This window comes from Umezawaea tangerina, assembly GCF_003002815.1.
Taxonomy (GTDB): Bacteria; Actinomycetota; Actinomycetes; order Mycobacteriales; family Pseudonocardiaceae; genus Umezawaea; species Umezawaea tangerina.
The window spans coordinates 17653-42273 of record NZ_PVTF01000012.1 but is presented as its reverse complement, the minus strand read 5'-3'; the positions used below and the strand labels follow the sequence as shown (position 1 = coordinate 42273).

27 protein-coding genes and 2 tRNA genes are annotated in these 24621 nt (G+C 71.9%); 18 read left to right on the top strand and 11 right to left on the bottom strand.

Annotation, left to right across the window (positions count from 1 at the left end; genetic code table 11):
- Positions 1-12 precede the first annotated feature (12 nt).
- From CLV43_RS34185 to CLV43_RS34155, 7 genes are all read left to right on the top strand, one after another.
- Positions 13-1107: a sensor histidine kinase gene (locus tag CLV43_RS34185; protein ID WP_146175009.1), complete on the top strand. Its 1095-nt coding sequence runs from the start codon at positions 13-15 to the stop codon at positions 1105-1107.
- Positions 1104-1709 carry a response regulator transcription factor gene (locus CLV43_RS34180; protein WP_106192584.1) on the top strand — a complete coding sequence of 202 codons (606 nt, stop codon included), beginning with the start codon at positions 1104-1106 and terminating at the stop codon, positions 1707-1709. Before CLV43_RS34185 ends, CLV43_RS34180 begins: the two co-directional genes overlap by 4 nt.
- A 45-nt stretch (positions 1710-1754) precedes the next feature.
- The gene (locus CLV43_RS34175; RefSeq protein WP_106192583.1) at positions 1755-2372 is read left to right on the top strand and encodes a YdcF family protein; all 618 of its coding nucleotides are present in this window, start codon (positions 1755-1757) and stop codon (positions 2370-2372) included.
- A gap of 13 nt (positions 2373-2385) precedes the next feature.
- Positions 2386-3624, top strand: a complete 1239-nt coding sequence (locus tag CLV43_RS34170; protein ID WP_106192581.1) for a deoxyguanosinetriphosphate triphosphohydrolase — start codon at positions 2386-2388, stop codon at positions 3622-3624.
- Between the two features lie 17 nt (positions 3625-3641).
- Positions 3642-4724: a serpin family protein gene (locus CLV43_RS34165; protein ID WP_106192580.1), complete on the top strand. Its 1083-nt coding sequence runs from the start codon at positions 3642-3644 to the stop codon at positions 4722-4724.
- Between the two features lie 82 nt (positions 4725-4806).
- Entirely contained in the window at positions 4807-5688 is an 882-nt protein-coding gene (locus tag CLV43_RS34160; RefSeq protein WP_106192578.1) for a helix-turn-helix domain-containing protein, read from the top strand.
- Complete coding sequence (locus tag CLV43_RS34155; protein ID WP_106192577.1) at positions 5669-5842, top strand: DUF397 domain-containing protein; 174 nt, start codon at positions 5669-5671, stop codon at positions 5840-5842. The genes CLV43_RS34160 and CLV43_RS34155 overlap by 20 nt, the downstream gene beginning before the upstream one ends.
- Here CLV43_RS34155 and CLV43_RS34150 read toward each other — a convergent pair.
- Both CLV43_RS34150 and CLV43_RS34145 read right to left on the bottom strand, forming a co-directional pair.
- Positions 5832-6032 (bottom strand): hypothetical protein, encoded by a 201-nt coding sequence (locus CLV43_RS34150; protein WP_106192575.1) that lies wholly within the window; start codon positions 6030-6032, stop codon positions 5832-5834. The genes CLV43_RS34155 and CLV43_RS34150 overlap by 11 nt on opposite strands.
- A 36-nt stretch (positions 6033-6068) precedes the next feature.
- On the bottom strand, positions 6069-7040 hold the full coding sequence (locus tag CLV43_RS34145; RefSeq protein WP_106193009.1) for a sigma-70 family RNA polymerase sigma factor: 972 nt from the start codon (positions 7038-7040) through the stop codon (positions 6069-6071).
- A 51-nt stretch (positions 7041-7091) separates the two neighbouring features.
- Here CLV43_RS34145 and dnaG point away from each other — a divergent pair, with 51 nt between their 5' ends.
- From dnaG to CLV43_RS34130, 3 genes are read left to right on the top strand one after another with little or no spacing between them, the layout of a single operon-like run.
- Positions 7092-8999 carry a DNA primase gene (gene dnaG / locus CLV43_RS34140; protein ID WP_106192573.1) on the top strand — a complete coding sequence of 636 codons (1908 nt, stop codon included), beginning with the start codon at positions 7092-7094 and terminating at the stop codon, positions 8997-8999.
- A gap of 1 nt (position 9000) precedes the next feature.
- On the top strand, positions 9001-9510 hold the full coding sequence (locus CLV43_RS34135) for a hypothetical protein (protein ID WP_106192572.1): 510 nt from the start codon (positions 9001-9003) through the stop codon (positions 9508-9510).
- Between the two features lie 48 nt (positions 9511-9558).
- Positions 9559-10311: a trans-aconitate 2-methyltransferase gene (locus tag CLV43_RS34130; protein ID WP_106192570.1), complete on the top strand. Its 753-nt coding sequence runs from the start codon at positions 9559-9561 to the stop codon at positions 10309-10311.
- A 58-nt stretch (positions 10312-10369) separates the two neighbouring features.
- On the opposite strand, the gene CLV43_RS34125 is transcribed toward CLV43_RS34130, so the two are convergent.
- Positions 10370-10609, bottom strand: a complete 240-nt coding sequence (locus CLV43_RS34125; RefSeq protein ID WP_106192568.1) for a hypothetical protein — start codon at positions 10607-10609, stop codon at positions 10370-10372.
- Between the two features lie 137 nt (positions 10610-10746).
- Between CLV43_RS34125 and CLV43_RS34120 the strand changes: the two genes are divergently transcribed.
- Together CLV43_RS34120 and CLV43_RS34115 are read left to right on the top strand one after the other, a co-directional pair.
- Positions 10747-10818 (top strand) — tRNA-Asn (locus CLV43_RS34120).
- Between the two features lie 217 nt (positions 10819-11035).
- Positions 11036-11110 (top strand) — tRNA-Ile (locus CLV43_RS34115).
- A gap of 195 nt (positions 11111-11305) precedes the next feature.
- Here CLV43_RS34115 and CLV43_RS34110 read toward each other — a convergent pair.
- A complete protein-coding gene (locus tag CLV43_RS34110; protein ID WP_106192566.1) occupies positions 11306-12280 on the bottom strand; it encodes an alpha/beta hydrolase fold domain-containing protein in 975 nt (324 codons plus the stop codon).
- 23 nt (positions 12281-12303) lie between these two features.
- Entirely contained in the window at positions 12304-13065 is a 762-nt protein-coding gene (budC, locus tag CLV43_RS34105) for a meso-2,3-butanediol dehydrogenase (protein WP_106192564.1), read from the bottom strand.
- Between the two features lie 116 nt (positions 13066-13181).
- Here budC and CLV43_RS34100 point away from each other — a divergent pair, with 116 nt between their 5' ends.
- The gene (locus tag CLV43_RS34100) at positions 13182-13748 is read left to right on the top strand and encodes a TetR/AcrR family transcriptional regulator (protein ID WP_170156142.1); all 567 of its coding nucleotides are present in this window, start codon (positions 13182-13184) and stop codon (positions 13746-13748) included.
- Between the two features lie 106 nt (positions 13749-13854).
- Here the strand turns inward: CLV43_RS34100 and CLV43_RS34095 are convergent, their stop codons facing one another.
- A complete protein-coding gene (locus CLV43_RS34095; protein WP_106192563.1) occupies positions 13855-14709 on the bottom strand; it encodes an SDR family oxidoreductase in 855 nt (284 codons plus the stop codon).
- Between the two features lie 126 nt (positions 14710-14835).
- On the opposite strand from CLV43_RS34095, the gene CLV43_RS34090 reads away from it, so the two are divergent.
- On the top strand, positions 14836-15237 hold the full coding sequence (locus tag CLV43_RS34090) for a winged helix-turn-helix transcriptional regulator (RefSeq protein ID WP_106192561.1): 402 nt from the start codon (positions 14836-14838) through the stop codon (positions 15235-15237).
- Positions 15238-15241: 4 nt separating this feature from the next.
- On the opposite strand, the gene CLV43_RS34085 is transcribed toward CLV43_RS34090, so the two are convergent.
- Both CLV43_RS34085 and CLV43_RS34080 read right to left on the bottom strand, forming a co-directional pair.
- Positions 15242-15943, bottom strand: coding sequence for a nucleotidyl cyclase domain-containing protein (locus tag CLV43_RS34085; protein ID WP_106192560.1), 702 nt, complete (start codon positions 15941-15943; stop codon positions 15242-15244).
- A 67-nt stretch (positions 15944-16010) separates the two neighbouring features.
- Positions 16011-16676, bottom strand: coding sequence for a Crp/Fnr family transcriptional regulator (locus CLV43_RS34080; protein ID WP_170156141.1), 666 nt, complete (start codon positions 16674-16676; stop codon positions 16011-16013).
- Between the two features lie 396 nt (positions 16677-17072).
- Between CLV43_RS34080 and CLV43_RS34075 the strand changes: the two genes are divergently transcribed.
- Positions 17073-18143, top strand: a complete 1071-nt coding sequence (locus CLV43_RS34075) for a glycoside hydrolase family 19 protein (RefSeq protein ID WP_106192556.1) — start codon at positions 17073-17075, stop codon at positions 18141-18143.
- Positions 18144-18197: 54 nt separating this feature from the next.
- On the opposite strand, the gene CLV43_RS34070 is transcribed toward CLV43_RS34075, so the two are convergent.
- Positions 18198-18764, bottom strand: a complete 567-nt coding sequence (locus CLV43_RS34070; protein ID WP_106192555.1) for a TetR/AcrR family transcriptional regulator — start codon at positions 18762-18764, stop codon at positions 18198-18200.
- A gap of 97 nt (positions 18765-18861) precedes the next feature.
- On the opposite strand from CLV43_RS34070, the gene CLV43_RS34065 reads away from it, so the two are divergent.
- Both CLV43_RS34065 and CLV43_RS34060 read left to right on the top strand, forming a co-directional pair.
- A complete protein-coding gene (locus CLV43_RS34065) occupies positions 18862-20055 on the top strand; it encodes an FAD-dependent monooxygenase (protein WP_211304692.1) in 1194 nt (397 codons plus the stop codon).
- Entirely contained in the window at positions 20042-20503 is a 462-nt protein-coding gene (locus tag CLV43_RS34060; protein ID WP_106192551.1) for an HIT family protein, read from the top strand. Before CLV43_RS34065 ends, CLV43_RS34060 begins: the two co-directional genes overlap by 14 nt.
- On the opposite strand, the gene CLV43_RS34055 is transcribed toward CLV43_RS34060, so the two are convergent.
- Positions 20485-21225 (bottom strand): STAS domain-containing protein, encoded by a 741-nt coding sequence (locus CLV43_RS34055; protein WP_106192550.1) that lies wholly within the window; start codon positions 21223-21225, stop codon positions 20485-20487. The two genes, CLV43_RS34060 and CLV43_RS34055, sit on opposite strands and share 19 nt — an antisense overlap.
- Before the next feature lie 124 nt (positions 21226-21349).
- Here CLV43_RS34055 and CLV43_RS34050 point away from each other — a divergent pair, with 124 nt between their 5' ends.
- Entirely contained in the window at positions 21350-23626 is a 2277-nt protein-coding gene (locus CLV43_RS34050) for an ATP-binding protein (RefSeq protein ID WP_106192548.1), read from the top strand.
- A gap of 12 nt (positions 23627-23638) precedes the next feature.
- On the opposite strand, the gene CLV43_RS34045 is transcribed toward CLV43_RS34050, so the two are convergent.
- Entirely contained in the window at positions 23639-24541 is a 903-nt protein-coding gene (locus CLV43_RS34045; RefSeq protein WP_106192547.1) for an SDR family oxidoreductase, read from the bottom strand.
- Between the last annotated feature and the right edge of the window lie 80 nt (positions 24542-24621).

Below are 24621 nucleotides of genomic sequence, written 5' to 3'. Positions count from 1 at the left end.
ACGGTGACCGGTGTGGCTCGGGCGGCTGAGGGCATGTGGCGCGGGGGATCCCGCTGGGTACTGGTGGGGCTGCTGTTCCTGGGGCTCTACATCCCGTTCATCGTCTACGGGGTCGTGGTCGACGACCAGCCGCTGTGGCGGAAGGTCCTCCTGGTCACCGGTCTGGTGGTCTACTCGCTCGGCTGGCTCGCCATGCCGTTCCTGGTCTGGGTGGACAAGCCCGTCCGGACGCGGGTGGTGGGCAGCCTGGCCCTCACCGCGGTCGGCCTGGCGGTGGTCGCCGGTCTGGGGCTCGGCTCGTCCGGGCTGATGGTCTACGTGATGTCCGCGACCGCCATGATCCTGCCGTTCGTGCCCGCCGTGGTCATCGACGGCTCGGTGCTGGTCCTGCTGGTCGCCGCCTCGTTCCTGTTCGGCGAGGTCGGCTCGGACTTCGACCAGTTCGGCACGCTGCTCTCGGTCTCGTTCGGGATGACGTTCATGGGCCGGATGCTGCGGGCCAACGCCGAGCTGCGGAAGGCCCGCGACGAGATCGCCGCCCTCGCCGTCGCCGAGGAGCGCAACCGGCTCGGCCGCGACCTGCACGACATCCTGGGCCACAGCCTCACCACGATCACCGTGAAGGCCGGTCTCGCCCGGCGCGTGCTGGAGAGCTCGGGGGACGTCGGGCGGGCGCTGGAGGAGGTCCGCGAGGTGGAGGAGCTGGGCCGCCAGGCGCTGGGCGACGTGCGCGCGACGGTGTCCGGCTACCGGCAGGTGTCCCTGTCCACGGAGGTCGTCGGCGCGCGCGCCGCGCTGCGGGCGGCGGGTGTGGAACCCGACCTGCCGCACGCCGTCGACAACGTCCGCCCGGAGCTGCAGGAGGTGTTCGGGTACGTGGTGCGGGAAGGGGTCACCAACGTGCTGCGGCACTCCCGCGCGACGCGCTGCGAGGTGCGGCTGGGCGACACGTGGCTGGAGATGCGCGACGACGGCCGCGGGGAGGGGGACACCCCGAGCGGCTCCGGTCTCACCGGTCTGGCCGAACGGCTGCGCGGGGTCGGTGGGAGGCTGGCCGCGGGTCCGCTGCCCGACGGCGGGTACCTGCTGCGGGCGGAGGTCGCGTGATCAGGGTGCTGCTGGCCGACGACCAGGCGCTGGTGCGCGGCGCGCTCGCCGCGATGCTGGGCCTGGAGGCGGACATCGAGGTGGTGGCGCAGGTCGGCTCCGGCGACGAGGTCGTCGAGGCGGCCCGGCGGGTGCGGCCCGACGTGGCGCTGCTGGACGTGCAGATGCCCGGCAAGGACGGGCTCACCGCGGCCGCCGACCTGAAGGTCGCGCTGCCCGGCTGCCGGGTGATCGTGTGCACGACGTTCGGCCGCCCCGGCTACCTGTCCAGGGCGATGGCCGCGGGCGCGCTCGGCTTCGTGGTGAAGGACGCCCCGCCGGAGCAGCTGGTCGACGCCGTCCGCCGCGTGCACGCGGGGCTGCGGGTCGTGGACCCCGTGCTGGCGGCCGAGTCGCTGGCCAGCGGGGCCAGTCCGCTGACCGACCGCGAACGCGAGGTGCTGCTGCGCGCGCGGGACGGCGGCACGGTGTCCGACCTGGCCAAGGCGCTGCACCTGTCCGACGGGACGGTGCGCAACCACCTGTCCTCCGCCATCGGCAAGACCGGCTCCCGGACCAGGGCGGAGGCCGTGCGGCTGGCCGAGGAACACGGATGGCTCTGATTCTGGGAGCATGGGCGGGTGCCCCTCTCTCCTCTCGCCAGAATCATGCGGTTGTTGCTGCGCACGGTCCTCGGCGGGCTGGTGGTCAGCGCCCTCGTCGTCGGCGGTACCGCGTTCCGGGTGTGGCAGGTGGCCAGGGACGACGACCGCACGCACGCGGACATGGCGGTGGTCCTCGGCGCGGCCCAGTACAACGGCGTCCCCTCCGAGGTCCTGGAGGCCCGGCTGGAGCACGCGCGCAAGCTCTACGAGCAGGGCGTGGTCGGCTACATCGCCACCACCGGCGGCAGGCAGGCCGGTGACAACTTCACCGAGGGCCAGGCGGGCAAGCTCTGGCTGATCGACCACGAGGTGCCCGAGGACCGCATCCTCGAGGTGGGGGAGGGCAACGACACCCTCGGCAGCATCCGCGCCCTCGGCGTCGTGGCCCGCGAGCGCAAGCTCACCAGCGCCGTCATCGTCAGCGACCCGTGGCACTCCCTGCGCGCCCGCACCATGGCCGAGGACGAGGGCCTGGACGCGTGGCCGTCGCCGACCCGCAGCGGCCCGAACGTGCAGACCAGGCAGACCCAGATCTTCTACATCCGCCGCGAGACGGCCGGGCTGCTCTACTACCACCTGATGAAGGCGCCCGCGGGGGCGTTCGACGGCATCACGCTCTGACTACGCTGGATGGATGAGCCAGGGTTACACGGAACACGACGCGGCCAGGCTCCTCGACGAGGACCCCAAGACCGCGTCGCTGCCCGACGCCCACCGCGACCGCCGCACCCCGTACTCCAGGGACCGCGCCCGCGTGCTGCACTCCGCCGCGCTGCGCAGGCTCGCGGGCAAGACCCAGGTGGTGGGCCCCGGTGAGGACTCCGGCGTCCCGCGCACCCGGCTGACCCACTCCCTGGAGGTCGCCCAGATCGGCCGCGGCATCGCCGAGGAGCTGGGCTGCGACCCCGACGTCGTCGACACGGCCGGTCTGGCCCACGACATCGGGCACCCGCCGTTCGGCCACAACGGCGAACGCGCCCTCAACGCCCTCGCCTCCTCGTGCGGCGGCTTCGAGGGCAACGCGCAGACGCTGCGCATCCTCACCCGCCTGGAGCCCAAGACCGCGAGCGGCCTCAACCTCACCCGCGCCTGCCTCGACGCGGCCACGAAGTACCCCTGGCCGCGCACCCCCGGCACCCACAAGTTCGGCGTCTACCAGGACGACCTCGCCGTCTTCGGCTGGCTGCGCCAGGGCGCCCCGGAGGGCCGCAGACCGATCGAGACCCAGGTCATGGACTGGGCCGACGACGTCGCCTACTCCGTGCACGACGTGGAGGACGGCGTGCTGGCGCACCGGATCATCCTGCGCTCGCTGGCCGACGCCTCCGAGCGCGCGGCCGTCGCCGGCCTGGCTGCCAAGCACTTCTCCTCCGAACCCGTGTCCGCGCTGGAGGAGGCCGCCCGCGAGCTCCTGCGCCTCCCGGTGGTCGCCGAGCTGGCCCGCACCGAGTACGACGGCTCCCTGCGCGCCCAGGTGGCCCTCAAGCGCCTGACCAGCGAGCTGGTCGGCCGGTTCGCCTCGGCGGCCGTGACGGGCACCCGCGCCGAGCACGGCGACGGCCCGCTGACCCGGTACGCCGCGAGCCTGTCCGTCCCGCCGCTGGTGGCCGCGGAGGTGGCGCTGCTCAAGGCGGTGGCGGTCCGCTACGTCATGTCGGACCCGGTCCGCCTCGGCATGCAGGTCCGCCAGCGCGAGGTGATCACCGAGCTGGTCGCGGCCCTGCTCGACCGGGCCCCCGACGACCTCGACCCGTCGTTCCTCCCGGCCTGGGGCTCCGCCTCCGACGACGCCGCCCGACTGCGGGTCGTCGTCGACCAGGTGGCCCAGCTGACCGACGCCCAGGCCGTCTCGTGGCACGCCGCGGTCGTCTAGCCGGTGGCACACTCGGGATGTCCCCTGCCTTGAGGAGTCCCGTGTCCGACCACCTGGCGTTCACCCTCGCCCTGCACGACGTCGTCGCGGCCGACCGGCGGCGCAACGCCTGCTGGTCGCCGTACTCGGTGGCCAGCGCCCTCGGCCTGGCCGCGCTCGCCGCCAGGGGGAAGACCCGCGACGAGCTCGTCGCGCTGGTCGGCGAGGACAACCAGGCCCTCCTGGACGAGGGGCGACCCGACGACGAGGCCGCGTTCGCGGTGGCCAACACGCTGTGGGCGTCCGACGAGCTGGAGACCAACCCGGGCTTCGCCGACGCGCTGGCCGCGTGGCCCGGCGCGAAGACCCGGTCGGCCCCCTTCGGCGCGGACCCCGACGGCGCCCGGAAGCTGATCAACGCCGACGTCGCCGAGACCACCAACGACCTCATCCCCGACCTGCTCGCGCCCGGCTCGGTCGGCCCGGACACCGTGGCCGCCCTCGTCAACGCCCTCTACCTCAAGACCGCCTGGCTCGGCACGTTCCCCGAGGAGGCGACCGCAGCGCTGCCGTTCGCCGCCCCCGGTGGCGCCGTGGACGTCCCGACCATGCGCCGCGAGGCCAAGTTCCGCTACGCCGCCCGCGACGGCTGGCAGGCGGTCTCGCTCCCGGCGCGCGGCGGCGTCGAGGCGCTCGTGCTGCTCCCGGACGGCGACCTCGGACCGCTGGACGAGGCCACGTTCGCCGCGCTCACCGGCGCGCTCGACTTCCGGCAGCTGGAGCTGTTCCTGCCGAAGCTGGACGTGTCGGTCAACCTCACCCTCAAGTCGGCGCTGACCGGGCTGGGCGTGCGGTCGCTGTTCGAGCGCGACGGCGACCTCACCGGCCTGAGCGCGGACCCGCGGCTGTTCGTGGACGAGGTGGTCCACGAGGCCGTGCTGCGCATCGACGAGGACGGGCTCGAAGGCGCCGCGGCGACGGCCGTGATGATGCGGATGACGTCCTTCGAGGGGTACGTGGAGCCCCTGACCGTCCGGGTGGACCGCCCGCACCTGCTGTTCGTCCGGCACGCGGGCACCGGGGCCGTCTACTTCCTCGCGCAGGTCGTAGATCCATCCTGACTGGTGATCAAGTCGTCCTTCGATCGAGCGGTTTCCGGGCCCAAACGGCGAAATAGCTGATCAGACGACCTAGCGTCGCAGCATGACGAGCACGGACTCCACGGCGTCCAGTCGGGAACTGGGCGACGAGCTGCGGCGGCTGCGCGACATGACCGGGCTGGACAGCGCCCTGATGGCCGACCGGCTCGGGTGGCACTCGACCACGCTCACCCAGTGGGAGCTCGGCCGGGCCCGCATCACCGAGCTGGACCTGCTGCGCTTCCTGGTCCACTGCGGGCTGGAGCCGCACGCGATCGACGGGTTCGTGGTGCGCCACCGGCTCGCGGTCGAGCCGTACCTGTCGCGGCCGGGGTGCGACCGGCTGCCGGAGAACCTGCGGACGCTCACGCTCGCCGAGGCGGCCGCGGAGTCGATCACGAGCTTCGACCTGGCGACGATCCCCGGCCTGCTGCAGACCGAGGACTACGCGCGGGCGCTGCTGGACCAGCTGGGGCTCACGCCGCCGGACGAGGTCGGTCCCGCCGTGCGCGCCAGGGTCGCCCGCCAGGCGATGCTGCGGCCGTACTCGGGGCCGTTCTGCACGTTCTTCATCCACGAGAACGCGCTGCGGATGAAGATCGGCGGCGACCGGGTGATGGAGGACCAGCTGCTGCGGCTGATCTTCCAGGCCACCAGCCCGCGGTGCGTGATCCGGATCGTGCCCGCCTCGGTCGGCGGCGCGGGCGCCCTGAGCGCCGGGTGCAAGCTGATCGAGTACCCCGATTCCGTGCCGCTGGTCTACACCGAGACCGAGATGACCCGGTCGTTCTCGACCGAGCCGCAGGCCATCGCCCGCAGCCAGCTGATCTTCGAACGGCTCGACCAGCTGGCCATCATGCGGCAGCCGTCGCGGACGCTGATGATGGAGTACATGGCCGAGTACGACCGGCCGCGGGAGGGCGAGGATGCCGAGGAGATGGCGTAAGAGCAGTCGCAGCGGCGGCATCGCGGACAGCGACTGCGTCGAGGTGTCCTTCGCGCACGACGTCGCCGTCCGCGACTCCAAGAACGCCTCCGGACCGGTGCTCGCGTTCGCGCCCGCGAGGTGGCGTGAGTTCCTCCGCCACGTCAGTCGGTAGGCGCGTCCGGCAGCCGCAGGTGCAGCCGCATGCCGTGGCCGCGTTCACCGGGCAGCGCGCACAGCAGCAGCGTCCCGGACTTCCCGTGGCGCACCTGCACCGCGCAGGAGTCACCCGCCAGCAGCGTGCCCGCCAGCAGTCCGGCGGCCTCGGGGTCTAGCTCGAGGGTGAACCCCTTCGACATGGTCATGGCTGGACCGTAGGGGGTGACCACCCGTCCCCGTTGTCACCCGGAGGTGTCGCTTTCGGCGTGGCGGGCCCTTTCCGGGTGTGCCGTACCTCTCGGTCGGCCCGTGAACGGCACGTGGGCGATCTTGTCGGGGTTCGCCACGTCGTAGAGCGCGACGACGAGGCCGTCGCGGACGACCAGCCCGTCCACCCGGCGCGGGACGCCCTGGGTGGTGCCGTCGCCGGGGTGCTCGGGGATGACCAGGCCCAGGTCGCCGTTCACCAGTGCCACCACCCCGACCGCGCCGGGGTCGAGCCGGTACTTGGCGACCAGGCCGAGCAGGAAGCGCGCCACCTTGTCCGCGCCCACGACCCGGTGGACCGCCGTGCGGACCTTGCCGCCGCCGTCGCCGACCGCCACGGCGTCCGGGTGCAGCAGGGCGACCACGGCCCGGAGGTCACCGGAGGCCAGCGCCGCCAGGAACCGCTCCAGCACGACCCGCTGCTCCTCCAGCGCCACCCTCGGCGGCGGGTCGGCGTCGGCCAGCGCCTTGCGGCCGCGCGACGCGTGCTGCCGGGCGCTCGGCACCGTGCAGCCCAGCGCGGCGGCGATCTCGTCGAACGGCACCGAGAACGCGTCGTGAAGCACGAACGCGACCCGCTGCTCGGGGGTGAGGTGGTCGAGCACCACCAGCGCGGCCAGCCGGACGCCGTCGTCGCGCACGACCCGGTCCAGCGGGTCCTCGCCGGTCGAGGTGAGCGACGTCACGACGGGCTCCGGCAGCCACGAGCCGACGTAGGACTCCCGCCGCACGGCCGCCGAACGCAGCCGGTCGAGGCAGATCCGGCCCACCACCGTCGTCAGCCAGCCGCGCAGGTCCCGGATGTCGGCGCGGGCGGCGTCGGTCAGCCCGGCCAGCCGCAGCCACGACTCCTGCACCGCGTCCTCGGCGTCGGCCACGCTGCTGGTCAACCGGTACGCGACGCCGACCAGGTGCGCGCGGTGCTCGGTGAACGTCCTGGCCAGCATCTGGTCGGCAGCGGTCACGGGCACCAGTGTGCCAGCACTAGACTCGCCGACGTGGCAGGACGCATCCGTGAAAGCGACATCGCGCTGGTGCGTGACCGCAGCCGAATCGACGAGGTCGTGGGGGACCACGTCTCGCTGCGCAACGCGGGCGGCGGCTCGCTGAAGGGCCTGTGCCCGTTCCACGACGAGAAGTCGCCGTCGTTCAACGTCCGTCCGTCGCACGGCACCTACCACTGCTTCGGCTGTGGCGAGGGCGGCGACGTGATCAAGTTCGTGATGAAGGTCGAGCACCTGGGCTTCATCGAGGCGGTCGAGCGGCTCGCCGACCGGACCGGCGTCCAGCTGACCTACGAGGGCGGCGGCGCCAGCGTCCAGCGCGACCGCGGCACGCGCACCCGGATGATCGAGGCCCACCGGGTGGCCTCCGAGTACTACACCGAGCAGCTGCGCTCGCCGGAAGCCGTGAAGGCGCGGGAGTTCCTGGCCGAGCGCGGGTTCGACGAGGCCGCTGCCGGGATGTTCGGCTGCGGGTTCGCCCCCGCGGGCTGGGACAAGCTGACCAAGCACCTGCTGGGCCGCGGCTTCGAGCTGGAGGAGCTGATCAAGGCGCAGCTCACCAAGGAGGGCCGCCAGGGGCCGATCGACCGGTTCCACCGCAGGCTGCTCTGGCCGATCCGCGACCTCGGCGGCGACGTGGTCGGGTTCGGCGCGCGCCGGATCTTCGACGACGACCCGATCCAGGCGAAGTACCTGAACACCAGCGAGAGCGTGATCTACAAGAAGTCGCACGTCCTCTTCGGCCTCGACCTGGCGAAGAAGGAGATCGCGCGGCGGCACCAGGTCGTGGTCGTCGAGGGCTACACCGACGTGATGGCCATGCACCTCGCGGGCGTGCCGACGGCGGTCGCGTCGTGCGGCACCGCGTTCGGCACCGACCACATGAACCTGTTGCGGCGCCTGCTGATCGACGACGACATGAACGGCGAGGTGATCTTCACCTTCGACGGCGACGCGGCGGGCCAGAAGGCCGCCATGAAGGCGTTCGAGGGCGAGCAGAACTTCTCCGCGCAGACCTACATCGCGATCGCGCCCGACGGCATGGACCCGTGCGAGCTGAGGCAGGACAAGGGGGACGTGGCCGTGCGCGACCTCGTCGCCCGGCGCACCCCGCTGATCGAGTTCGCGGTCCGCACGCAGCTCAAGGAGTTCGACCTCGACTCCGTCGACGGCCAGGTCGAGGCGCTGCGCAAGACGGTCCCGCTGGTCGCGCAGATCAAGGACCGGGCCAAGCGCGACGGGTACGCGACCAAGCTCGCCTGGTGGGTCGGCTGGAACGACGAGGCCGCGATCGTCCGCCGGGTCCGCGAGACCGCCGGTGGCGGCCCCGCGGCGCCGACCAAGCAGCGCCGGTCCGCCCCCGTCGTGGTCGACCCGTACCAGGGCGCGCTCGCCGTGGACGTGGAACGCCCGACCCGGCCCGACAAGCGCGACCCGCGGCTGTGGCACCAGCGCGAGGCCCTCAAGGCCGCGCTCCAGGTCCCGGAGCTGGCCGGTCCGTACTACGACGCGCTGCCCGACGAGGTGTTCCGGCACCCCGCCTACCTGGCGCTGCACCACGCCGTGCGCGACGCGGGCGGCGCCTCGTGCGGCCTGTCCGGGCCCGCGTGGCTGGAGGCGGTGAGCCAGGCGTGCGGGAACGAGTCCGGCCGGTCGGTGCTGACCGAGCTGGCCGTGGAACCGCTGACGTGCAAGCCGGACGACGAGTTCCGGCACGTGTCCGCGGTGCTGGCGCGGTTGCAGCAGATCCTGGTGTCCGGCCAGATCTCCGAGATCAAGTCCCGCCTGCACCGCATCTCGCCGGTGCAGGACCCGGACGAGTACCGGGCGCTGTTCGGCGACCTCGTGGCGCTCGAGGAGTACCACAAGGCGCTGGGCCAGCAGGCCCTGGGAGGGCTCTGAGATGACCGCTCTGTGGCGCAGGCTGTTCAAGCAGGGGCTGCCCGCCGACTTCACCGGTGAGCTGGTGGGGGACGAGTCCGTCCTCGCGCAGGCGCCGGTGCGCGGCGGCGGCCACCTCATCGCGACGACGCTGGGGCTCTGGCTGCCGGGACCGCGCCGGGTCGGCTGGCACCTGGTCAGCAAGGCCACGTGGGGCGGCAGCGCGCTGGTCGTCGTCGAGGCCGCGGAGGAGGGCACGGCGGGGGACGCGGTCGTGCTGGCCGACCTGCCGCCGCAGCGGTTCGTGCTGGAGGAGCCGGGCAAGGTGCCCGAGGTCGTGCACGCCAGGGTGACGGCGTCGTTCAAGAGCAAGCACCACGTCGGCGAGGCCTGGTACCTGCAGCGCAAGGTGCCCGGCAAGGGCGGCGTCGTGCTCCAGGTGCGCCCGGACCCCGGTGCCGACGTGGAGGCCGTGCGGGTGATCGCGGCGGACGTGGCGGCGAAGATCGGGGACCTCAAGCCCGCTGAGTAGTACGCGCGTACTGTTACAGTACAACCGTACTGCTTTGGAGGCGCGCCCATGTGGGATCCCGCGAAGTACCTGACCTTCGCCGACCACCGGTCCAGGCCGTTCCACGAGCTCGTCGCCCGGATCGGCGCGACCGACCCGCGCCGCGTCGTCGACCTCGGCTGCGGCCCCGGCAACCTGACCGAGACCCTGCCGGCCCGGTGGCCCGAGGCGGTTCTGGAGGCGTTCGACTCCTCGCCCGAGATGGTCGCCGCCGCCCGTGCCCGCGGTCTCGACGCCCACGTCGCCGACGCCGCCACGTGGACACCGGCGCCGGACACCGACGTCGTGGTCACCAACGCCGTGCTCCAGTGGCTGCCCACCCACCCCGACCTGCTGCGCCGCTGGGTGACCGAGCTGCCCGCGGGCGCGTGGCTGGCCATGCAGGTCCCCGGCAACTTCGACGGCCCGTCCCACAGCCTCGTGCGCGAGCTCGTCCGGTCGGGCTGGAACGACACCCTGGGCCACGTCCTGCGCGACCAGCGCCCCGTCCTCGACCCCGCGGGCTACGCCGACCTGTTGGCGGACTGCGAGGTGGACGCCTGGGAGACGACCTACCTCCAGCGCCTGGAAGGCCCTGACGCCGTCCTGGAGTGGATCACCGGCACCGCCCTGCGCCCCATCCGTGCCACCCTCGACGACCAGTCCTGGGAGGCCTTCCGCGCCGAGCTCGCCCCCCGGCTCCGCGCCGCCTACCCCCAGCGCTCGGACGGCACCACCTGGTTCCCGTTCCGCCGCGTCTTCGCCGTGGCCAGGGTGGCCTAGCACGAGGCAGGGCCCCGACTGGCTCGCCGGGGCCCTGCGCACAGTCCGAGGAGCGCGCCTACGCGCGCGGGATCACCGACTCCCGCCGCTGCGCGGTCCCGTTCTGCCCGTGCGCGTGCGCCCGATTCCCGAACCCCGTCTTCTCACCGACCTTCGCCCGCACGATCCCGGCCGCGCCCTGCACAGCCGGGTGGTCCGCGAGCCTGCGGTACGTCCGAACGATCTGGTCGTACCGCCCCCGCCCCGCCCGTGCGCCCAACACGTAACCGACAGCGGCGCCCAGCAGGATGCCCTTCATCGAGGTCTCCTCTCGTGTCGTGCCTGGTCGCACCCATCCTCCCGCATTGGAGGGGGGTGTGTGCGAGCACGGTTGCGGATGCGCTAGAGTTCTCACCTGTCAGGCCAACAAGGCTGGCGGGCAGAACAACAGAACATTCCCCCTTAGCTCAATGGCAGAGCATTCGACTGTTAATCGAAGGGTTACTGGTTCGAATCCAGTAGGGGGAGCAGGATGGCAACCCCAGGTCCCCGGACCTGGGGTTTTGTCGTCTCATGGCCCACGGGTACCCACAACCGACCAATGTCACACGATCGGGCGCAATACCCACCCAACAACATCGCCCACCGAAGAACCCGAGGTTCTTGAGACGCACGGATCCGCGATCGGTACTCTCCACAGCGCGGCAGCGCAACCCACACCCCAGGTGGGCTGCGACACGTGCACGGGGCGGTAGCTCAGCTGGTCAGAGCAGCGGACTCATAATCCGTCAGGTCGTGGGTTCGAGCCCCACTCGCCCCACTGTTTTTGCAGGTCAGAGGGTTGCGAAGATCATCTTACATGATCACGTCCATGGAAAACCCACGACTTACCCGTCGAACCCACTAAGCGACTCCAGGGCGTCGGCGGCCTTGCGGTGCTTCACCCGGTGCCCCATGTGCACATCCTGCGTGGTTCACGCGTTCGAGTGACCGGTTCCGCAGTATGCCTGCGTTGTCAGCCGTGTAGGCGGCGGCGGAGGAAGGTGTGCCAGGTTTGTTCGAAGGAGTGGGTGAGGGTTGAGGTGGGGGCGAAGCGGTCCCAGGCGTGGAAGGCGCGGGCGTAGAGGTGGAGGTCGACTGGAATGCCTGCGGTGGTGAGGTGGTGGGCGAAGGTGATGCCTTCGTCGCGTAGTTGGTCGAACTGGGCGACTGCGATGAAGGTGTCCGGTAGGTCGGTGAAGTTGGTGGCGCGGGCGGGGGCGCAGTAGGGGTGAACGTCCTGGGTGCCGGCGCGGTTGCCTAGGACTGCGGTCCAGGCGAGTTGGAGGTCTTTGCGGGTGGAGACGAGGTGCTCGGCGGTGCTGTCGAAGGTGGAGGGCTCGGTCATGCGGTCGTCGAGCATGGGGTAGAGGAGGGACAGGAGGCATGGTGGTGGGGACTGGCGGTCGCGTGCCATGAGGGCGGTGGCCGCGGCGGGTGAGCCGCCGCCGCTGGCACCTGCGAGGCCGATCCGGCTCGGGGTGATCCGGTGGTCGTCCGCGTGCCGGACGAGGTGGGTGTAGGCGAGGTAGCCGTCCTCGGCGGCACCGGGAGCGGGGGTTTCCGGGGCGAGTCGGTAGACGACGGCGGCGAGGACGCAGTCCAGCGCCAGGGCCAGACCGGTGTGGTAGGCGTCGTCGACGTGGGCGTCGTCGCCGAGGACCTGGGCGCCCGCGTGGAACCAGAGCAGGGCGGGAAGGGTGTGCTCGGCGCCCGCCGGGCGGTACAGGACGACCTCGAGCTCGCTCTTGTCGTCCCGCGGAATCAGCAGCGTCTCGATCGTGATCCGGGGGTCCGGCGGGCTCGCGGGCAGCTGGGCGTGGGCCGCGCGGAGCTGTGCGCGCAGCGCGGGGATGTCGGAGAGGTCGAGCAGGGTGCCGTTCGCGGCCTTGGGCATGGCGGCGAAGGCGGTCGCGAGCTCGGGGTCGAGGGCGTCGGTCGTGGTGGGCATGCGCTTTCCTTTCGGGTTCGGGGTCAGAAGAGGGAGGGTTGGCCGCTGCCGGCGGTGATGCCGCCGTCCACGGGCAGGATCACGCCGGTGACGAAGCGGGCGTCGTCCGAGGCCAGGAAGCTGACCGCGCCGGCGATGTCGGCGGGTGTGCTGAAGCCGGTGAGCGCGCGCCGCTGGTCGAAGCGCTCGACCAGGTCCGCGTGGCTCGACGCCAGGTCCGCCGGTCCGGTCAGCGACGGGGCGACCGCGTTGACCCGGATCCCGAACCGGCCGAGGTCGAACGCGAGTCCGCGGGTGAGGTTCACGACCGCGCCCTTGGCGGCGTTGTAGGCGGTGAGCCTGCGGTCGCCACCGAGTCCGGACGCGGAGGCGATCTGCACGATGCTGCCGCGGCTCGCCTTCAGGTGCTCCAACGCCGCCTGCGCGCCGAAATAGCAGCTGTCGACGTCAGTGCTCATCACCAGTCGCCAGTCCGCAAGGGTCGTGTCCTCGAACTCCTTCGCGACGCCGAGACCGGCGTTGGAGACCAGGACGTCGATGCCGCCGAACCGGGCGGCACCCGCCTCGACCATCGCCCGCACCGCGTCCTGGCTGGTGACGTCGGTGACCACCGCCAAGGCCCGGTCCGGGCCGAGTTCGACGGCGAGGGCGTCCAGGCGGTCCTTGCGTCGCGCCGCGAGCACGACGTTCGCCCCCTCGGCGGCGAACCGCCGGGCGATACCGGCGCCGATGCCGGAGCCGGCACCGGTGACGACGACCGTCCTGCCGGTGAAACGTTGGTCCATCGTGAGTTCCCAATCGTCAGTTACTGACGTAAATCGTGTCAGGAACTGACGCTACAACGGGTCAGTCGCTGACGCAATCATCGTCAGTGACTGACGCGCGTGTTAGGGTTGGACCCGTGTCACGGAACTCTGAGGAGCTGCGGTCGCGGCTGCAGGAAGCGGCGCTGGAGCTGTACCTGGAGCGGGGCTACGACAAGACCACGACGGGGGACATCGCCGCGCGCGCGGGCGTCACCGAGCGCACCTTCTTCCGGCACTTCGCCGACAAGCGCGAGGTCTTCTTCGACGGCGAGGCCCAGCTGCGCGAGCTGCTGACCGAGGCGGTCGCGGCGGTGCCCGCGGGGACGAAACCGCTGCCCACCCTGCGGGCCGCGTTCCACCAGGCCGTCCCGCTCATCGAGCACAACCTCCCCGTCACCGAGCGGCGGTACCCGGTCATCGCCGCGACGCCCGCGTTGCAGGAGCGCGCGCTGGCCAAGAGCGCGGCACTGGCGGGCGCGGTCGCCGACGCCCTGAGGGCCCGCGGCGTGGCCGACCAGCTCGCGGCGCTGTGCGCCCAGGTCGGCATGGACACCTACGCGATCGCCATCCGCCGCTGGGGCGCCGACCGCACGGAGGACCTGCACGCGCACCTCGACCGGGCCTTCACCGACCTGAGACTCGCGGCGAACGCGCTGAAGTGAGCACCACGACGTCCGGCGGAAGGTCGTGAACGGGGTCTGAACCGCTTGGCGGCACACGGAAAAGCGGTGCCCCGAAGACGGGGCACCGCTGGGTGGGACGACTTGTTCAGCCCTTGAGGATCTCGGCCACGGACTCGGTGAGCGGGGTGGTCGGCCTGCCCGCGAGGCGGCTGAGGTCGCCCGAGGTGGAGGCGAGCTCGCCCGCGGTGATGCCGCGGTCGGAGTCGACGAGGATGGCGGCGAAGGGGGCGGGGACGCCCGCGGACTCCAGGATGGACTGGTGCTGGGCGGCGGGCACGTCCTGGTAGGTGATGGGCTTGCCGGTGGCCCTGGTGAGCTCGTCGGCCAGCTCCTGGTAGCTCCACGGGACGTCGGCGGCGAGCTCGTAGGCGTTGCCCTGGTGGCCGTCGGTGGTGAGGACGGTGACGGCGGCGTCGGCGTAGTCGGCTCGCGGGGCGGCGCCGACCTTGCCGTCGGCCGCGCTGCCGGCGAACTCGCCGGTCTGCACGGCCTGCGCGACGGTCTGGGCGTAGTTCTCGGTGTACCAGCCGTTGCGGAGGAACGTGAACGGGATGCCGGAGGCGCGGATGACCTCTTCGGTGGCCTTGTGGTCGGCGGCGAGGAGCATCGTGGTGGTGTCGGCGTTCAGGATGCTGGTGTAGACGAGGTGGGTCACGCCCGCCTCCTTGGCGGCCTCGACGACGGCGGTGTGCTGCTCGACGCGCTGGCCGACCTCGCTGCTGGAGACGAGCAGGACCTTGTCCGCGCCCTGGAACGCCGCGACCAGGCTGGCGGGGTCGGAGTAGTCGGCCGCCTTGACCTGGACGCCGCGTTCGGTGAGGTCGGCGGCCTTCGACGGGGTGCGGACGGCGGCGACGACCGCGGTGGCAGGGACCTTGCGCAGCAGGCCCTCCACGACCAGTTTGCCCAGGTGGCCGGTGGCGCCGGTGACGACGATCATGTGCTTGCTCCTCGGATCGGCCGGACTTCAGTGCTTACCCATAGATTGCACTAACTTCTAGAAAGTGCCAACCCGAGGTGAGTGCCATCACTGTAGTTAGTGCTGTGTCGGAGGTACCGTGAAGCCATGAGCGAACGGCCCGCGTGGGTGGACGAACACGGACAGATGGTGTTCGACGTGTTCGCCAAGGCCTGCACGTCCAGGGGGACGCTCGAGCACGTCACCGGCCGGTGGGGGATCCTGGCGATGGTGGCGCTGCGCGACGGCACGTTCCGCTTCAACGCGCTGCGCCGCCGGGTCCACGGGGTGAGCGAGAAGATGCTCGCGCAGACCCTGCAGGCGTTGGAGCGCGACGGTTTCGTGATCCGCGACGCGCAGCCGACCATCCCGCCGAAGGTCGAGTACAGCCTGACGCCCGCTGGTGCGCGGATCGCCGACCTGCTGGCCACCCTGGTCGAGTTCGTCGAGTCCGGGATGCCCGACGTGATGGCCGCCAACGCGCGCTACGACGAGGCCAAGGGGCTGTAGCCGGTCAGCCGAACGTGATGCCGCCGTGCACCGTGCCCGCCTGAACGCCGTGCATGGTGCCGTGCACCTGGTTCACCACCCGCCCCTGGTGCTCGGAGGCCGTCTCCTCCGACGTGTCCCGCGCGACGTAGCCGGGGATGCGGATCCAGGCGGTGTTGTCGAACTCCTTGTCGCGCACGGGGATCCGGGTGAACTGGGTGCGGTGGACCAGGGTCGTGTGGTCGCCGCCGAAGGTGGTGCGCAGGGCGTGGTCGGACAGGATGAGGGCCGTACTCGCGCTTTCGTGCCGCCGTTCGTCGATGCAGCGCTGGAAGGCCCTCTTGAACGCCTCGGCGCCCAGCATCCGGGCCAGCGAGATCTTCGCGGGGTAGAAGCCCGGTCGGTCGCCGACCGGGCCGACCTCCACGGCGATCCGCATCCGCACATCCGGTCTGCGCCACTTGTTGTGCTCGGTCAGGGCGATCTCCAGGTGCTGCGCCATGTCGACCAGCGCGCCGAGCCTGCCGCTGGGCAGGGTCAGCAGGGCGCCGTCGCCGGTCGACTCCTGTTCGAGCACCTCGGACGGCGTGATGCCTGCGGCCCACAGGGCCTGGTCGAGGGACTCGTCCACGGTCGTCCGGATCGCGTTCAGCAGGTGGCCGGGGTTGCGCGCCGACCCGACGACGTCCACACCGAACAGGGCCCGGTGCTGCGGGACCTTCTCCATCTGGGTACCTCCTCGCGGCTGGTGTCCGCCGAGTCTGGAGGTGGTCGGTCCGCGCTTCTCCCGGAAATCAGGGAGAACGGCGATGTCGGGGCGTGGACACCAGCCGGGCCAGCTCGTCGGGGCCGGTGATCCGGATGGCGAGCCTGCTGGTGGTGAGCACACCCGCCGCGCGCAGTGCGCCCAGCGCGGCTTCGACGCTCTTCTCGGACGCGACGACGGCCTGCGCGATGTCGCGTTGGCTCAACCCGTGCACCAGCACGCCCGACGCGGTGGGCACGCCCACGGTCCGCGCCCACGACAGCAGCACCGTGCCGACCCTGGTGAGCACGTCGTGGGTCTGGCGGAGCTGGCGGTCGTCGGCGACCTGCCGCCGGTCGTCCGCGGTCCGGTCGACCAGGTGCCGCACGGCGGCGTTCTCGTCGACCAGGCGGCGGAAGGTGCTGCCGGCGACGTGGACGGCCCGCCCGGCGGTCAGCGCGACGACGTGCGCGCTGCGCGGCCGTCCGCGCATGACACCGCTCTCGCCCACGAGCGCGCCCGGCCCGTAGACGCCCGCCAGGGTCTCCGCGCCGTCGGGGTCGGCGAGGACGATCTTGATCGCGCCGCCCTCGACCAGCAGGACCTCGTCGCTGACCGAGCCCGCCGTGATCAGGCGCGCTCCCGCGGCGAACGGGCGCGGTCGTCCGGCCGCGCGCAGGGCGTCGCGGGCCGCCTCGACGAGCTGATCGGTCACCAGGTCATGGTGCCGACTCGGGGCGCGCTGCCGCACCCCTCCAGGCCGGTTCACCCCATCAGCTCAAGGGTGGGCTACCGTTCGTGCCGCGGTGGTGGTCGGACCAGTGGTCGGCGTGGTGTGGGCGACGCCACGTGGACCGCCCGGACGTAGGCCGAAAACGTTTGCCTGCTGCCGTTTCCCGGTCCGGTGGGCGGTCCGCCCGCCTGAGGACCGTGGTCCGTTCAGGACGAAAAATGGTCTAAACCCTTGACTGGTCTATACCACCTGCGGTTCACTGTGTCACCGGTCACAGGAATATCACGGCGGATCGACACGTCGGTTTCGCCGTCATTTCCCGGAATCGGTCTTGCTGTCAATTTGTGCGGCCCTGCAACCGCACGGAGGAGTGATCAAGTGTCGAGGCTACGCATCATTGCCGCTCTGCTGGCGGCGGCGTGCGCGACTGTCCTGGCGGTCGTCCTGCCGACCTCGGCGACGGCCGCCAGCTGCGCGAGCGCGTGGAATTCCGGAACCGTCTACACCGGCGGCATGACGGCTTCCTACAACAGCCACAACTGGCTGGCGCAGTGGTGGACGCAGAGCGACGTGCCCGGTACCAACAGCGTCTGGGCCGACCAGGGCACCTGCGGCGGCGGCACCAACCCGCCCGCCGGCACCTGCGACTACCCGGCCTGGGCCGCTGGTCGGAACTACGTGACCGGCAACATCGTGCGCTACACCGACGGCAACCTGTACATCGCCGAGCACGACAACCCCGGTTACGACCCGATCATCAGCACGTGGTTCTGGGACCCGTACAACTGCAACGGCGGTACGACCCCGCCCACGAACCCGCCGGGCAACGGTGGATTCGTGGTGTCCCAGGCGCAGTTCAACCAGATGTTCCCCGGCAGGAACTCGTTCTACACCTACGAGGGCCTCACCGCGGCGCTGAGCGCCTACCCCGGATTCGCCACCACCGGTAGCGACACCGTGAAGAAGCAGGAAGCCGCGGCTTTCCTGGCGAACGTGAACCACGAGACCGGTGGTCTGGTCTACATCGTGGAGCAGAACACCGCGAACTACCCGCACTACTGCGACACCAGCCAGTCCTACGGCTGCCCCGCGGGCCAGTCCGCCTACTACGGGCGCGGTCCGATCCAGCTCAGCTGGAACTTCAACTACAAGGCGGCGGGTGACGCCCTCGGCATCAACCTGCTCGCCGACCCGTACCAGGTCGAGCGCAACTCCGCGGTCGCCTGGAAGACGGGCCTCTGGTACTGGAACACCCAGAGCGGTCCGGGCACGATGACCCCGCACAACGCGATGGTCAACGGCCGCGGCTTCGGCGAGACGATCCGCAGCATCAACGGCTCGATCGAGTGCAACGGCGGCAACCCCGCCCAGGTGCAGAGCCGGATCGACTCGTACAACCGCTTCGTGCAGATCCTCGGCACGACGGCCGGTGGCAACCTCGGTTGCTGATCCACCCTCGGTGAACGGGGCGCGACCACACCGGTCGCGCCCCGTTCTCCGTTGTCAGGAGCTGATGTAGCGCATCGACTCGGCCAGGTCGCGCGCCGACGGGGCGTTGTCGGGGTCGATGAGCAGCTGCGACATCAAACCGGTGAGCAGCGCCTGGTGGAACGCGCCGACCGCCCGCGCGCGCGGCCCGTCCGCCACCGGGTCGAGGTCGTGGAACAGGTGCGCGAGGCCGGTCTGCGCCTCCCGGAGCCCGACGGCGAGCTGCTCGCGGAGTTGTGGGACGTGCTCGACCTGGCCCAGCACCTCGAACGTCGCCGCCCACAGCCCCCGGTGGGCCTCGAAGGACTCGATCACCCCGGCCCAGATGGCCTCGAAGCGGTCGACCGGCGCCACGGCCGGGTCGACGCGGGTCGCCAGCGACTTGGCCAGCTCGCCGCCCCACTCCTCCGTCGCCTGTGCCAGCGCGGCGTTGAGCAGCACTTCCTTCGACCCGTAGTGGTAGCCGATCGCGGCCAGGCTGACCCCGGCCTCCGTCGCGATGTCACGGGCGGTCGTGCGCGCGTACCCCTTGTCCAGCAGGCAGCGCTTCGCCCCGGCCAGCAGGTCCTCCCGGTTTCCCACGTCCGCAATCTAGCACGACCGTCTTGGACGAGCGTATTGCACAAATGTCTAAGACGAGCGTACCGTCCGGTTGACGAGACCGAACGAGGGAGTGGACATGCGCAGGATCCTGATCTCCGGGGCGAGCGTGGCCGGGCCGGCACTGGCCCACTGGCTGCACCGGTACGGCTTCGAGGTGACCGTGGTGGAACGGGCGCCCGCACCGCGCGGCGGTGGTTACGCGGTCGACTTCCGCGGCGCGTCCCTGGAGGTGCTGCGGCGGATGGGGGTGCTCGACGAGCTGCGCGCGGTCGAGACCGGGATGGGGGAGACGCGGTACGTCGACGCGGCGGGCAGGCGGATCGCGAGCATGCCCGCGGTCGCGTTCAGCGGTGAGCTGGAGGTGCTGCGCGGGGACCTCGTCGAGGTCCTGCACCGGCGCACCGCGGGCGTCGTCGAGCACCTGTTCGGCGACTCGGTCACCGGTCTCACCGAGGACGCCGACGGCGTGCGCGTGACCTTCGAGAACGCGGCGCCGCGCACGTTCGACCTGGTGGTGGGGGCGGACGGGCTGCACTCGAACGTCCGGGGGCTGGTGTTCGGGCCGGAGCGCGAGCACGTCCACGAGCTGGGCTTCTACGCGTCGGTGTTCACCACGGCGAACCACCTCGGCCTGGACCGCACCGGGGTGTTCCACAACTCGCCCGGCCGGATCGCGGGCCTCTACAGCGCGCGGCACAACACCGAGGCCAAGGCGGTGTTCTACTTCGCCGCCGACCCGCTCACCTACGACCGCGGGGACGTCGCGCGGCAGCGGGAGCTCGTCGCGGAGGCGTTCGCGGGCCAGGGGTGGGAGGTGCCGCGGCTGCTCGCCGCGATGGCGGACGCGCCGGACTTCTACTTCGACTCGGTCAGCCAGGTCCGGATGGCCTCGTCCACCAGGGGGCGGGTCGCCCTGGTCGGCGACGCGGGCTACTGCGCGTCGCCGCTGTCCGGGATGGGCACGAGCCTGGCGCTGGTCGGCGCGTACGTGCTGGAGGGGGAGCTGGCCGCGGCCGGCGGCGACCACCGCGTCGCGTTCCCGGAGTACGAGCGGCGGCTGCGGGACTTCGCGCTGCGGTGCCGGCGGCAGGCCGTGGACAGCGCGCGGTGGTTCGTGCCCCGGACGCGGGCGGGCCTGTGGCTGCGCGACCTCAACTACCGGATGATGACCGTGCTGCCCACCGGCGGGCTCGTCGCGAGGATGGCGCTCAAGGTCGCGAACGCGATCACGCTGGAGGACTACCGGGGGGCCGCCGTTGTTCAACCATGAGCCCGAGGGCTACCAGTGCCCGTTCTGCTTCCTGCTCGACGGCGGCGACACCGAGCTGGACGACCAGCGGGACGTGGTGCTGCGCACCGACCGGGCGACGGCGCTGGTGGCGTCGACCTGGTGGCGGGGCAACGAGGGGCACGTGCTGGTGATCCCGAACGCCCACCACGAGAACGTCTACGACCTGCCCGCCGAGTACGGGCACGCGGTGCACGACGTGGTCCGCCTGGTCGCGGTCGCGCTGCGCACGGCCTACCCGCGGTGCGCGGGGATCTCGACCCGCCAGCACAACGAGCCCGCCGGGACGCAGCACGTCTGGCACCACCACGTGCACGTGGTCCCGCGGTACGAGGGCGACGACTTCCCCGGCGCCGAGCACCGGACGTCGACGATCGAGGAGCGCCTGCCCTACGTCGGGCTGCTGCGCCGTCAGATCGCGGCGGGCTGATCCTCGGGGATGTCGAGGACCGTCCAGATCACCATCCGGTCCGACCCGATCCTGGTCTCGCCCATCCGGAAGTCGCACACGGCGATGGACGCGATGTTGTGCCGCAACGCGAGCCGCTCGTCGCCGCGGAGCCGGGTCGACGTGCGGACGGCGATCGACAGCTCCCGCGCGCGGTGCCGCAGGACAAGGGACGCGGTGCCGTTGTCGTCGGTGTGGCTGACCATCTCCACGGCGATCTGCGGGGCGATCTCCAGCAGCGACGACACACCCCACCGGCGGCACGCGCGCTCGGTGATCTCCTCGGCGACGTGCGGCTGGCACCGGCACGCGGGAAGGGGAGCGTCGACCTGGTCGCCGTGCCGCAGGACGGACACGGCCGCCAGCGCCTCTGCGGTGGTGCCGAACCGGGGCATGTGCCGGGGCAGGCCCCGGTCGTCGAGCAGGGCGGTGAGCCGCGGGTCGGCGACGACCAGCATCATCGGGGTGCCCGGCCAGCGGGCCGCGGACAGCCACACGATGTCGAACACGACCAGCAGCACGGGCGACCTGACGACCAGCCCGTCGATCTCCACGACGACGCCGATCGGCTCGCGGCCGGAGTGGTCCAGCAGCCGGTCCTGCATGCGCAGGTAGCTCGACCAGTCGAGGGTGCCCGCGACGGTCACCACCAGCACGCCGTCCTGCTCCCGCGTGGAGACGCGCACCTTCTCCTCATCGCCCATCACAGGAGGATCCGGCGGGGTCGGGGGAGCGGATAGGGGGTAACTACCCGTGTTGCCGAGCCCTACCCCAACACCGGATTGACCGGTGCGGGTGGCGACCATATGGTGCCGGCGTGGGTGCCTCGTGACGTCCGACCAGGTCGGCAACCTCCCCGCGAGCACGACGGTCCTCCTCGGGCGGAAAGCGGACCTGGCCGAGGTGAGGCGGTTGCTGGCGAAGGCCCGCCTGGTCACGCTGACGGGTGTCGGAGGGGTCGGCAAGACCCGGCTCGCGCTGCACACGGCCGCGGATCTGCGCCGCGCGTTCGGTGACGGTGTGTGGTTCGTGGAGCTGGCCCCCATCGTGGACGGCGGCCTGCTCGTGCACACCGTGCTGGAGGCGCTCGGCGTGCACGACGACACCGGTCGCGACCAGTCGGCCGTGCTGGTCGAGCACCTGCGGGACCGGCGGGTGCTCGTCGTGCTCGACGGGTGCGAGCACGTGCTGGACGCCGCCGCCGAGCTGGCCGACCGGCTGCTGCGGGTGGCGCCGGGGCTGCGGCTGCTGGTGACCAGCCGGGAGCGCCTGGACGTGGAGGGCGAGCACCTCTGGCAGGTGGCACCGCTCGCGCTGCCCGACCCGGACCGGCCGGTGCGGCGCACCGCGGCGCTGGAGCTGTTCGCCGACCGCGCCGCCGCCGTGGTGCCCGGCTTCGCGCTGACCGGCGACAACCAGCAGGTGGTGGCCGAGATCTGCCGGTTGCTCGGCGGCATCCCGTTGGCCATCGAGCTGGCCGCGGTCCGGTTGCGGCTGCTGCCGTTGGAGCACCTGCGGGCGGGCCTGGACGACACCTACCGGTTGCTGGCGGCGGGTCGACGGGGCGGGCTGCCCCGCCACCAGACGCTGCGCGCCGCCGTGGAGTGGAGCTTCGCCCTGTGCACCGAGGAGGAGCAGGACCTGTGGCGGCGGGTGTCGGTGTTCGCGGGCAGCTTCGGGCTCGACGCTGCGCAGGACGTGTGCGGCGGGGCGCTGGAGGTGCTCGGCGGGCTGGTCGACAAGTCCGTGCTGATCGGGGAGCGGGGCGTCGACGGGGTGCGGTTCCGGTTGCTGGAACCGCTGCGCCAGTTCGGCCGCGACCGGTTGCGGGCCTTGGGCGAGGAGGAGTCGTTGCGCCGCAAGCACCGCGACCACTTCGTGGCGCTGGCCGAACGCGGCGAACGGGAGTGGTTCGGGCCCGAGCAGGGGCGGGTGCAGGAGCGGACCCGGCAGGACCACGCGAACCTGAGGGCCGCGGTGGACCACTGCCTTGCCGACCCGGACGGGTACGACGTCGGTCTGCACCTGGTGGGGACGTTGTGGTTCTACTGGATCGGGTGCGGGGCGCTGGGCGAGGGCAGGCGGTGGGTCGACCGCGTGCTGGCGCTCGGCACCGGGCCGGGTCCGTTGCGCGCCAAGGTGTTGTGGGTCGGCGGGTACCTGGCGACGGTGCAGGGCGACCTGACCGCGGCGGTGGGGATGCTGGAGGAGTGTCGCGGGTACGCGCGGAAGGCGGGGGACCGGGGCGCGCTGGCCTACGCCACGCACCGGTTGGCGTGCACGATGCTCGTCGGGGACGACCTCGACCGGGCGGGGGAGCTCTTCGACGAGGCCTGGGGGCTGTACCGGGCGCTGGGGTTGTTGGACAGCAACGTGCTGATGGCACGGGTGGAGCTCGGGATCGTGGCGCTGTTCCGAGAGGACCTCGACCTCGCGGGCGAGCTGTGCGCGGGGGCGAAGGCGGAGGGCGAGCAGCACGGGGAGCAGTGGTCCAGCGCCTACGCCACGTGGGTGTTGGCGATGTGCGCGTTCGCGCGGGGCGAGTGGGACGAGTCCGAGGCGTTGGCGCGGGAGAGCCTGGGGGTGAAGCGGGCGTTCGACGACCTCCTGGGGGTGGTGCTGGGGATCGAGGTGCTGGCGTGGAACGCGGCCGCGCGGGGGTGCGCGGACAGGGCGGCGACGTTGTTGGGCGCCGCGCACCGGTTGTGGCAGTCGGTGGGGTACCCGCTGTTCGGGTCGAGGTACTTCGGGGCGCCGCACGGGGAGTGCGAGCGGGCGGTGATCGGGGTGTTGGGGGAGAAGGCCTTCGGGGTGGCGTTGAGGCGGGGGATGGCCTTCGGGTTGGCCGAGGCCGTGGGGTTCGCGCTGGGGGAGGCGGCGGTCGTCGCGGCGGTGGCGGAGGTGCCGTCGCCGTTGACGCGGCGAGAGGGGGAGGTGGCGGACCTGGTGGCCGGAGGGCTGTCGAACAAGGACATCGCGGTGAGATTGGTGATCGCGGTGCGCACGGCCGAGGGGCACGTGGAGAGGATCCTGCAGAAGCTGGGGTTCAGCTCCCGGACGCAGATCGCCGCCTGGGTGGCGGAGCGGCAGCGGGCCGCCGGCTGACCGGGGCCGCGGTCAGGCGGAGTAGTGGCCCGCGTCGATGTCGGCGATCAGGTCGGGCCCCGTCGGTCGCCAGCCGAAGCGGGCCCTGGTGAGCGCGCTCGACGTCGGGTTGTCCAGTGCGACCAGCGGGGCGAGGAACCCGAAGTGCGAGGTCGCCTCCTCGGTCGTGAGGCTCGCCGTCGGGAGGTCGAGGTCGCGGGCGATGGCTTCCGCGATGTCCTTCAGCGGCACGCCTTCCTCCGCGACGGCGTGCAGGCGGGTGCCCGCCGGGGCGGACTCGAGGGCCAAGCGGAACAGGACGGCGGCGTCGTCGCGGTGCACGGCGGACCAGCGGTTGGCGCCGTCGCCGACGAAGGCGGACACCCCGGTCCTGCGGGCGGTGGCGCTCAGCAACGAGATGAAGCCGCGGGAGTCGCCCTCGCCGTGCACGGTCGGTGCCAGGCACAGCGAGGACGCGCGGACGTCGTGGTCGGCCATGGCCAGGACGGACCGCTCGACGGGGAGCCGCAGGGCGGTCAGCGGGGTGGGGGCGGCGGGGACGTCCTCGGTGAGCAGCTGTCCCGGCGTGCGGCCGATCACCCCCGAGGTGACCACGAAGGGCTTTCCGGTGCCCGCCAGTTCGGCGCCGATGGTGTCGACGGCGGTCAGTTCCACTTTCGCCCGTTGTGCCGAGTCCGTGGTTTCGGAGATGTGCTTGTTGGCGGTGTAGACGACGCCGTCGGCGGCCGCGGTGCCCGCGCGGAGGCTGTCCAGGTCTTCGACGTCGCCGCGGTGCACGTCGGCCCCCGCCCTGGTCAGGGCCGCGGCGGAGGCGTCCGAACGGGCGAGGCCGAGAACCCGGTGGCCTGCGGTGAGGAGCTCGCGGACCACCGCGGAGCCGATGTAGCCGGTCGCACCAGGGACGAACACGCGCATGGGGGAATTCCTTTGCCGGTCGGGGTTTGTGCTTCCACCGTAGGAACTGGGAATGCGGTTCGTCCAAGACCCGTTTCCGC

Coding starts and splice junctions, on each gene's coding strand:
- CLV43_RS34175 (WP_106192583.1), top strand. CDS start 1,755: ATGCGGTTGTTGCTGCGCACGGTCCTCGGCGGGCTGGTGGTCAGCGCC.
- CLV43_RS34170 (WP_106192581.1), top strand. CDS start 2,386: ATGAGCCAGGGTTACACGGAACACGACGCGGCCAGGCTCCTCGACGAG.
- CLV43_RS34165 (WP_106192580.1), top strand. CDS start 3,642: ATGTCCCCTGCCTTGAGGAGTCCCGTGTCCGACCACCTGGCGTTCACC.
- CLV43_RS34160 (WP_106192578.1), top strand. CDS start 4,807: ATGACGAGCACGGACTCCACGGCGTCCAGTCGGGAACTGGGCGACGAG.
- CLV43_RS34155 (WP_106192577.1), top strand. CDS start 5,669: ATGCCGAGGAGATGGCGTAAGAGCAGTCGCAGCGGCGGCATCGCGGAC.
- CLV43_RS34150 (WP_106192575.1), bottom strand. CDS start 6,032: ATGACCATGTCGAAGGGGTTCACCCTCGAGCTAGACCCCGAGGCCGCC.
- CLV43_RS34145 (WP_106193009.1), bottom strand. CDS start 7,040: ATGCTGGCCAGGACGTTCACCGAGCACCGCGCGCACCTGGTCGGCGTC.
- CLV43_RS34135 (WP_106192572.1), top strand. CDS start 9,001: ATGACCGCTCTGTGGCGCAGGCTGTTCAAGCAGGGGCTGCCCGCCGAC.
- CLV43_RS34130 (WP_106192570.1), top strand. CDS start 9,559: ATGTGGGATCCCGCGAAGTACCTGACCTTCGCCGACCACCGGTCCAGG.
- CLV43_RS34125 (WP_106192568.1), bottom strand. CDS start 10,609: ATGAAGGGCATCCTGCTGGGCGCCGCTGTCGGTTACGTGTTGGGCGCA.
- CLV43_RS34110 (WP_106192566.1), bottom strand. CDS start 12,280: ATGCCCACCACGACCGACGCCCTCGACCCCGAGCTCGCGACCGCCTTC.
- budC (WP_106192564.1), bottom strand. CDS start 13,065: ATGGACCAACGTTTCACCGGCAGGACGGTCGTCGTCACCGGTGCCGGC.
- CLV43_RS34095 (WP_106192563.1), bottom strand. CDS start 14,709: ATGATCGTCGTCACCGGCGCCACCGGCCACCTGGGCAAACTGGTCGTG.
- CLV43_RS34090 (WP_106192561.1), top strand. CDS start 14,836: ATGAGCGAACGGCCCGCGTGGGTGGACGAACACGGACAGATGGTGTTC.
- CLV43_RS34085 (WP_106192560.1), bottom strand. CDS start 15,943: ATGGAGAAGGTCCCGCAGCACCGGGCCCTGTTCGGTGTGGACGTCGTC.
- CLV43_RS34065 (WP_211304692.1), top strand. CDS start 18,862: ATGCGCAGGATCCTGATCTCCGGGGCGAGCGTGGCCGGGCCGGCACTG.
- CLV43_RS34055 (WP_106192550.1), bottom strand. CDS start 21,225: ATGGGCGATGAGGAGAAGGTGCGCGTCTCCACGCGGGAGCAGGACGGC.
- CLV43_RS34045 (WP_106192547.1), bottom strand. CDS start 24,541: ATGCGCGTGTTCGTCCCTGGTGCGACCGGCTACATCGGCTCCGCGGTG.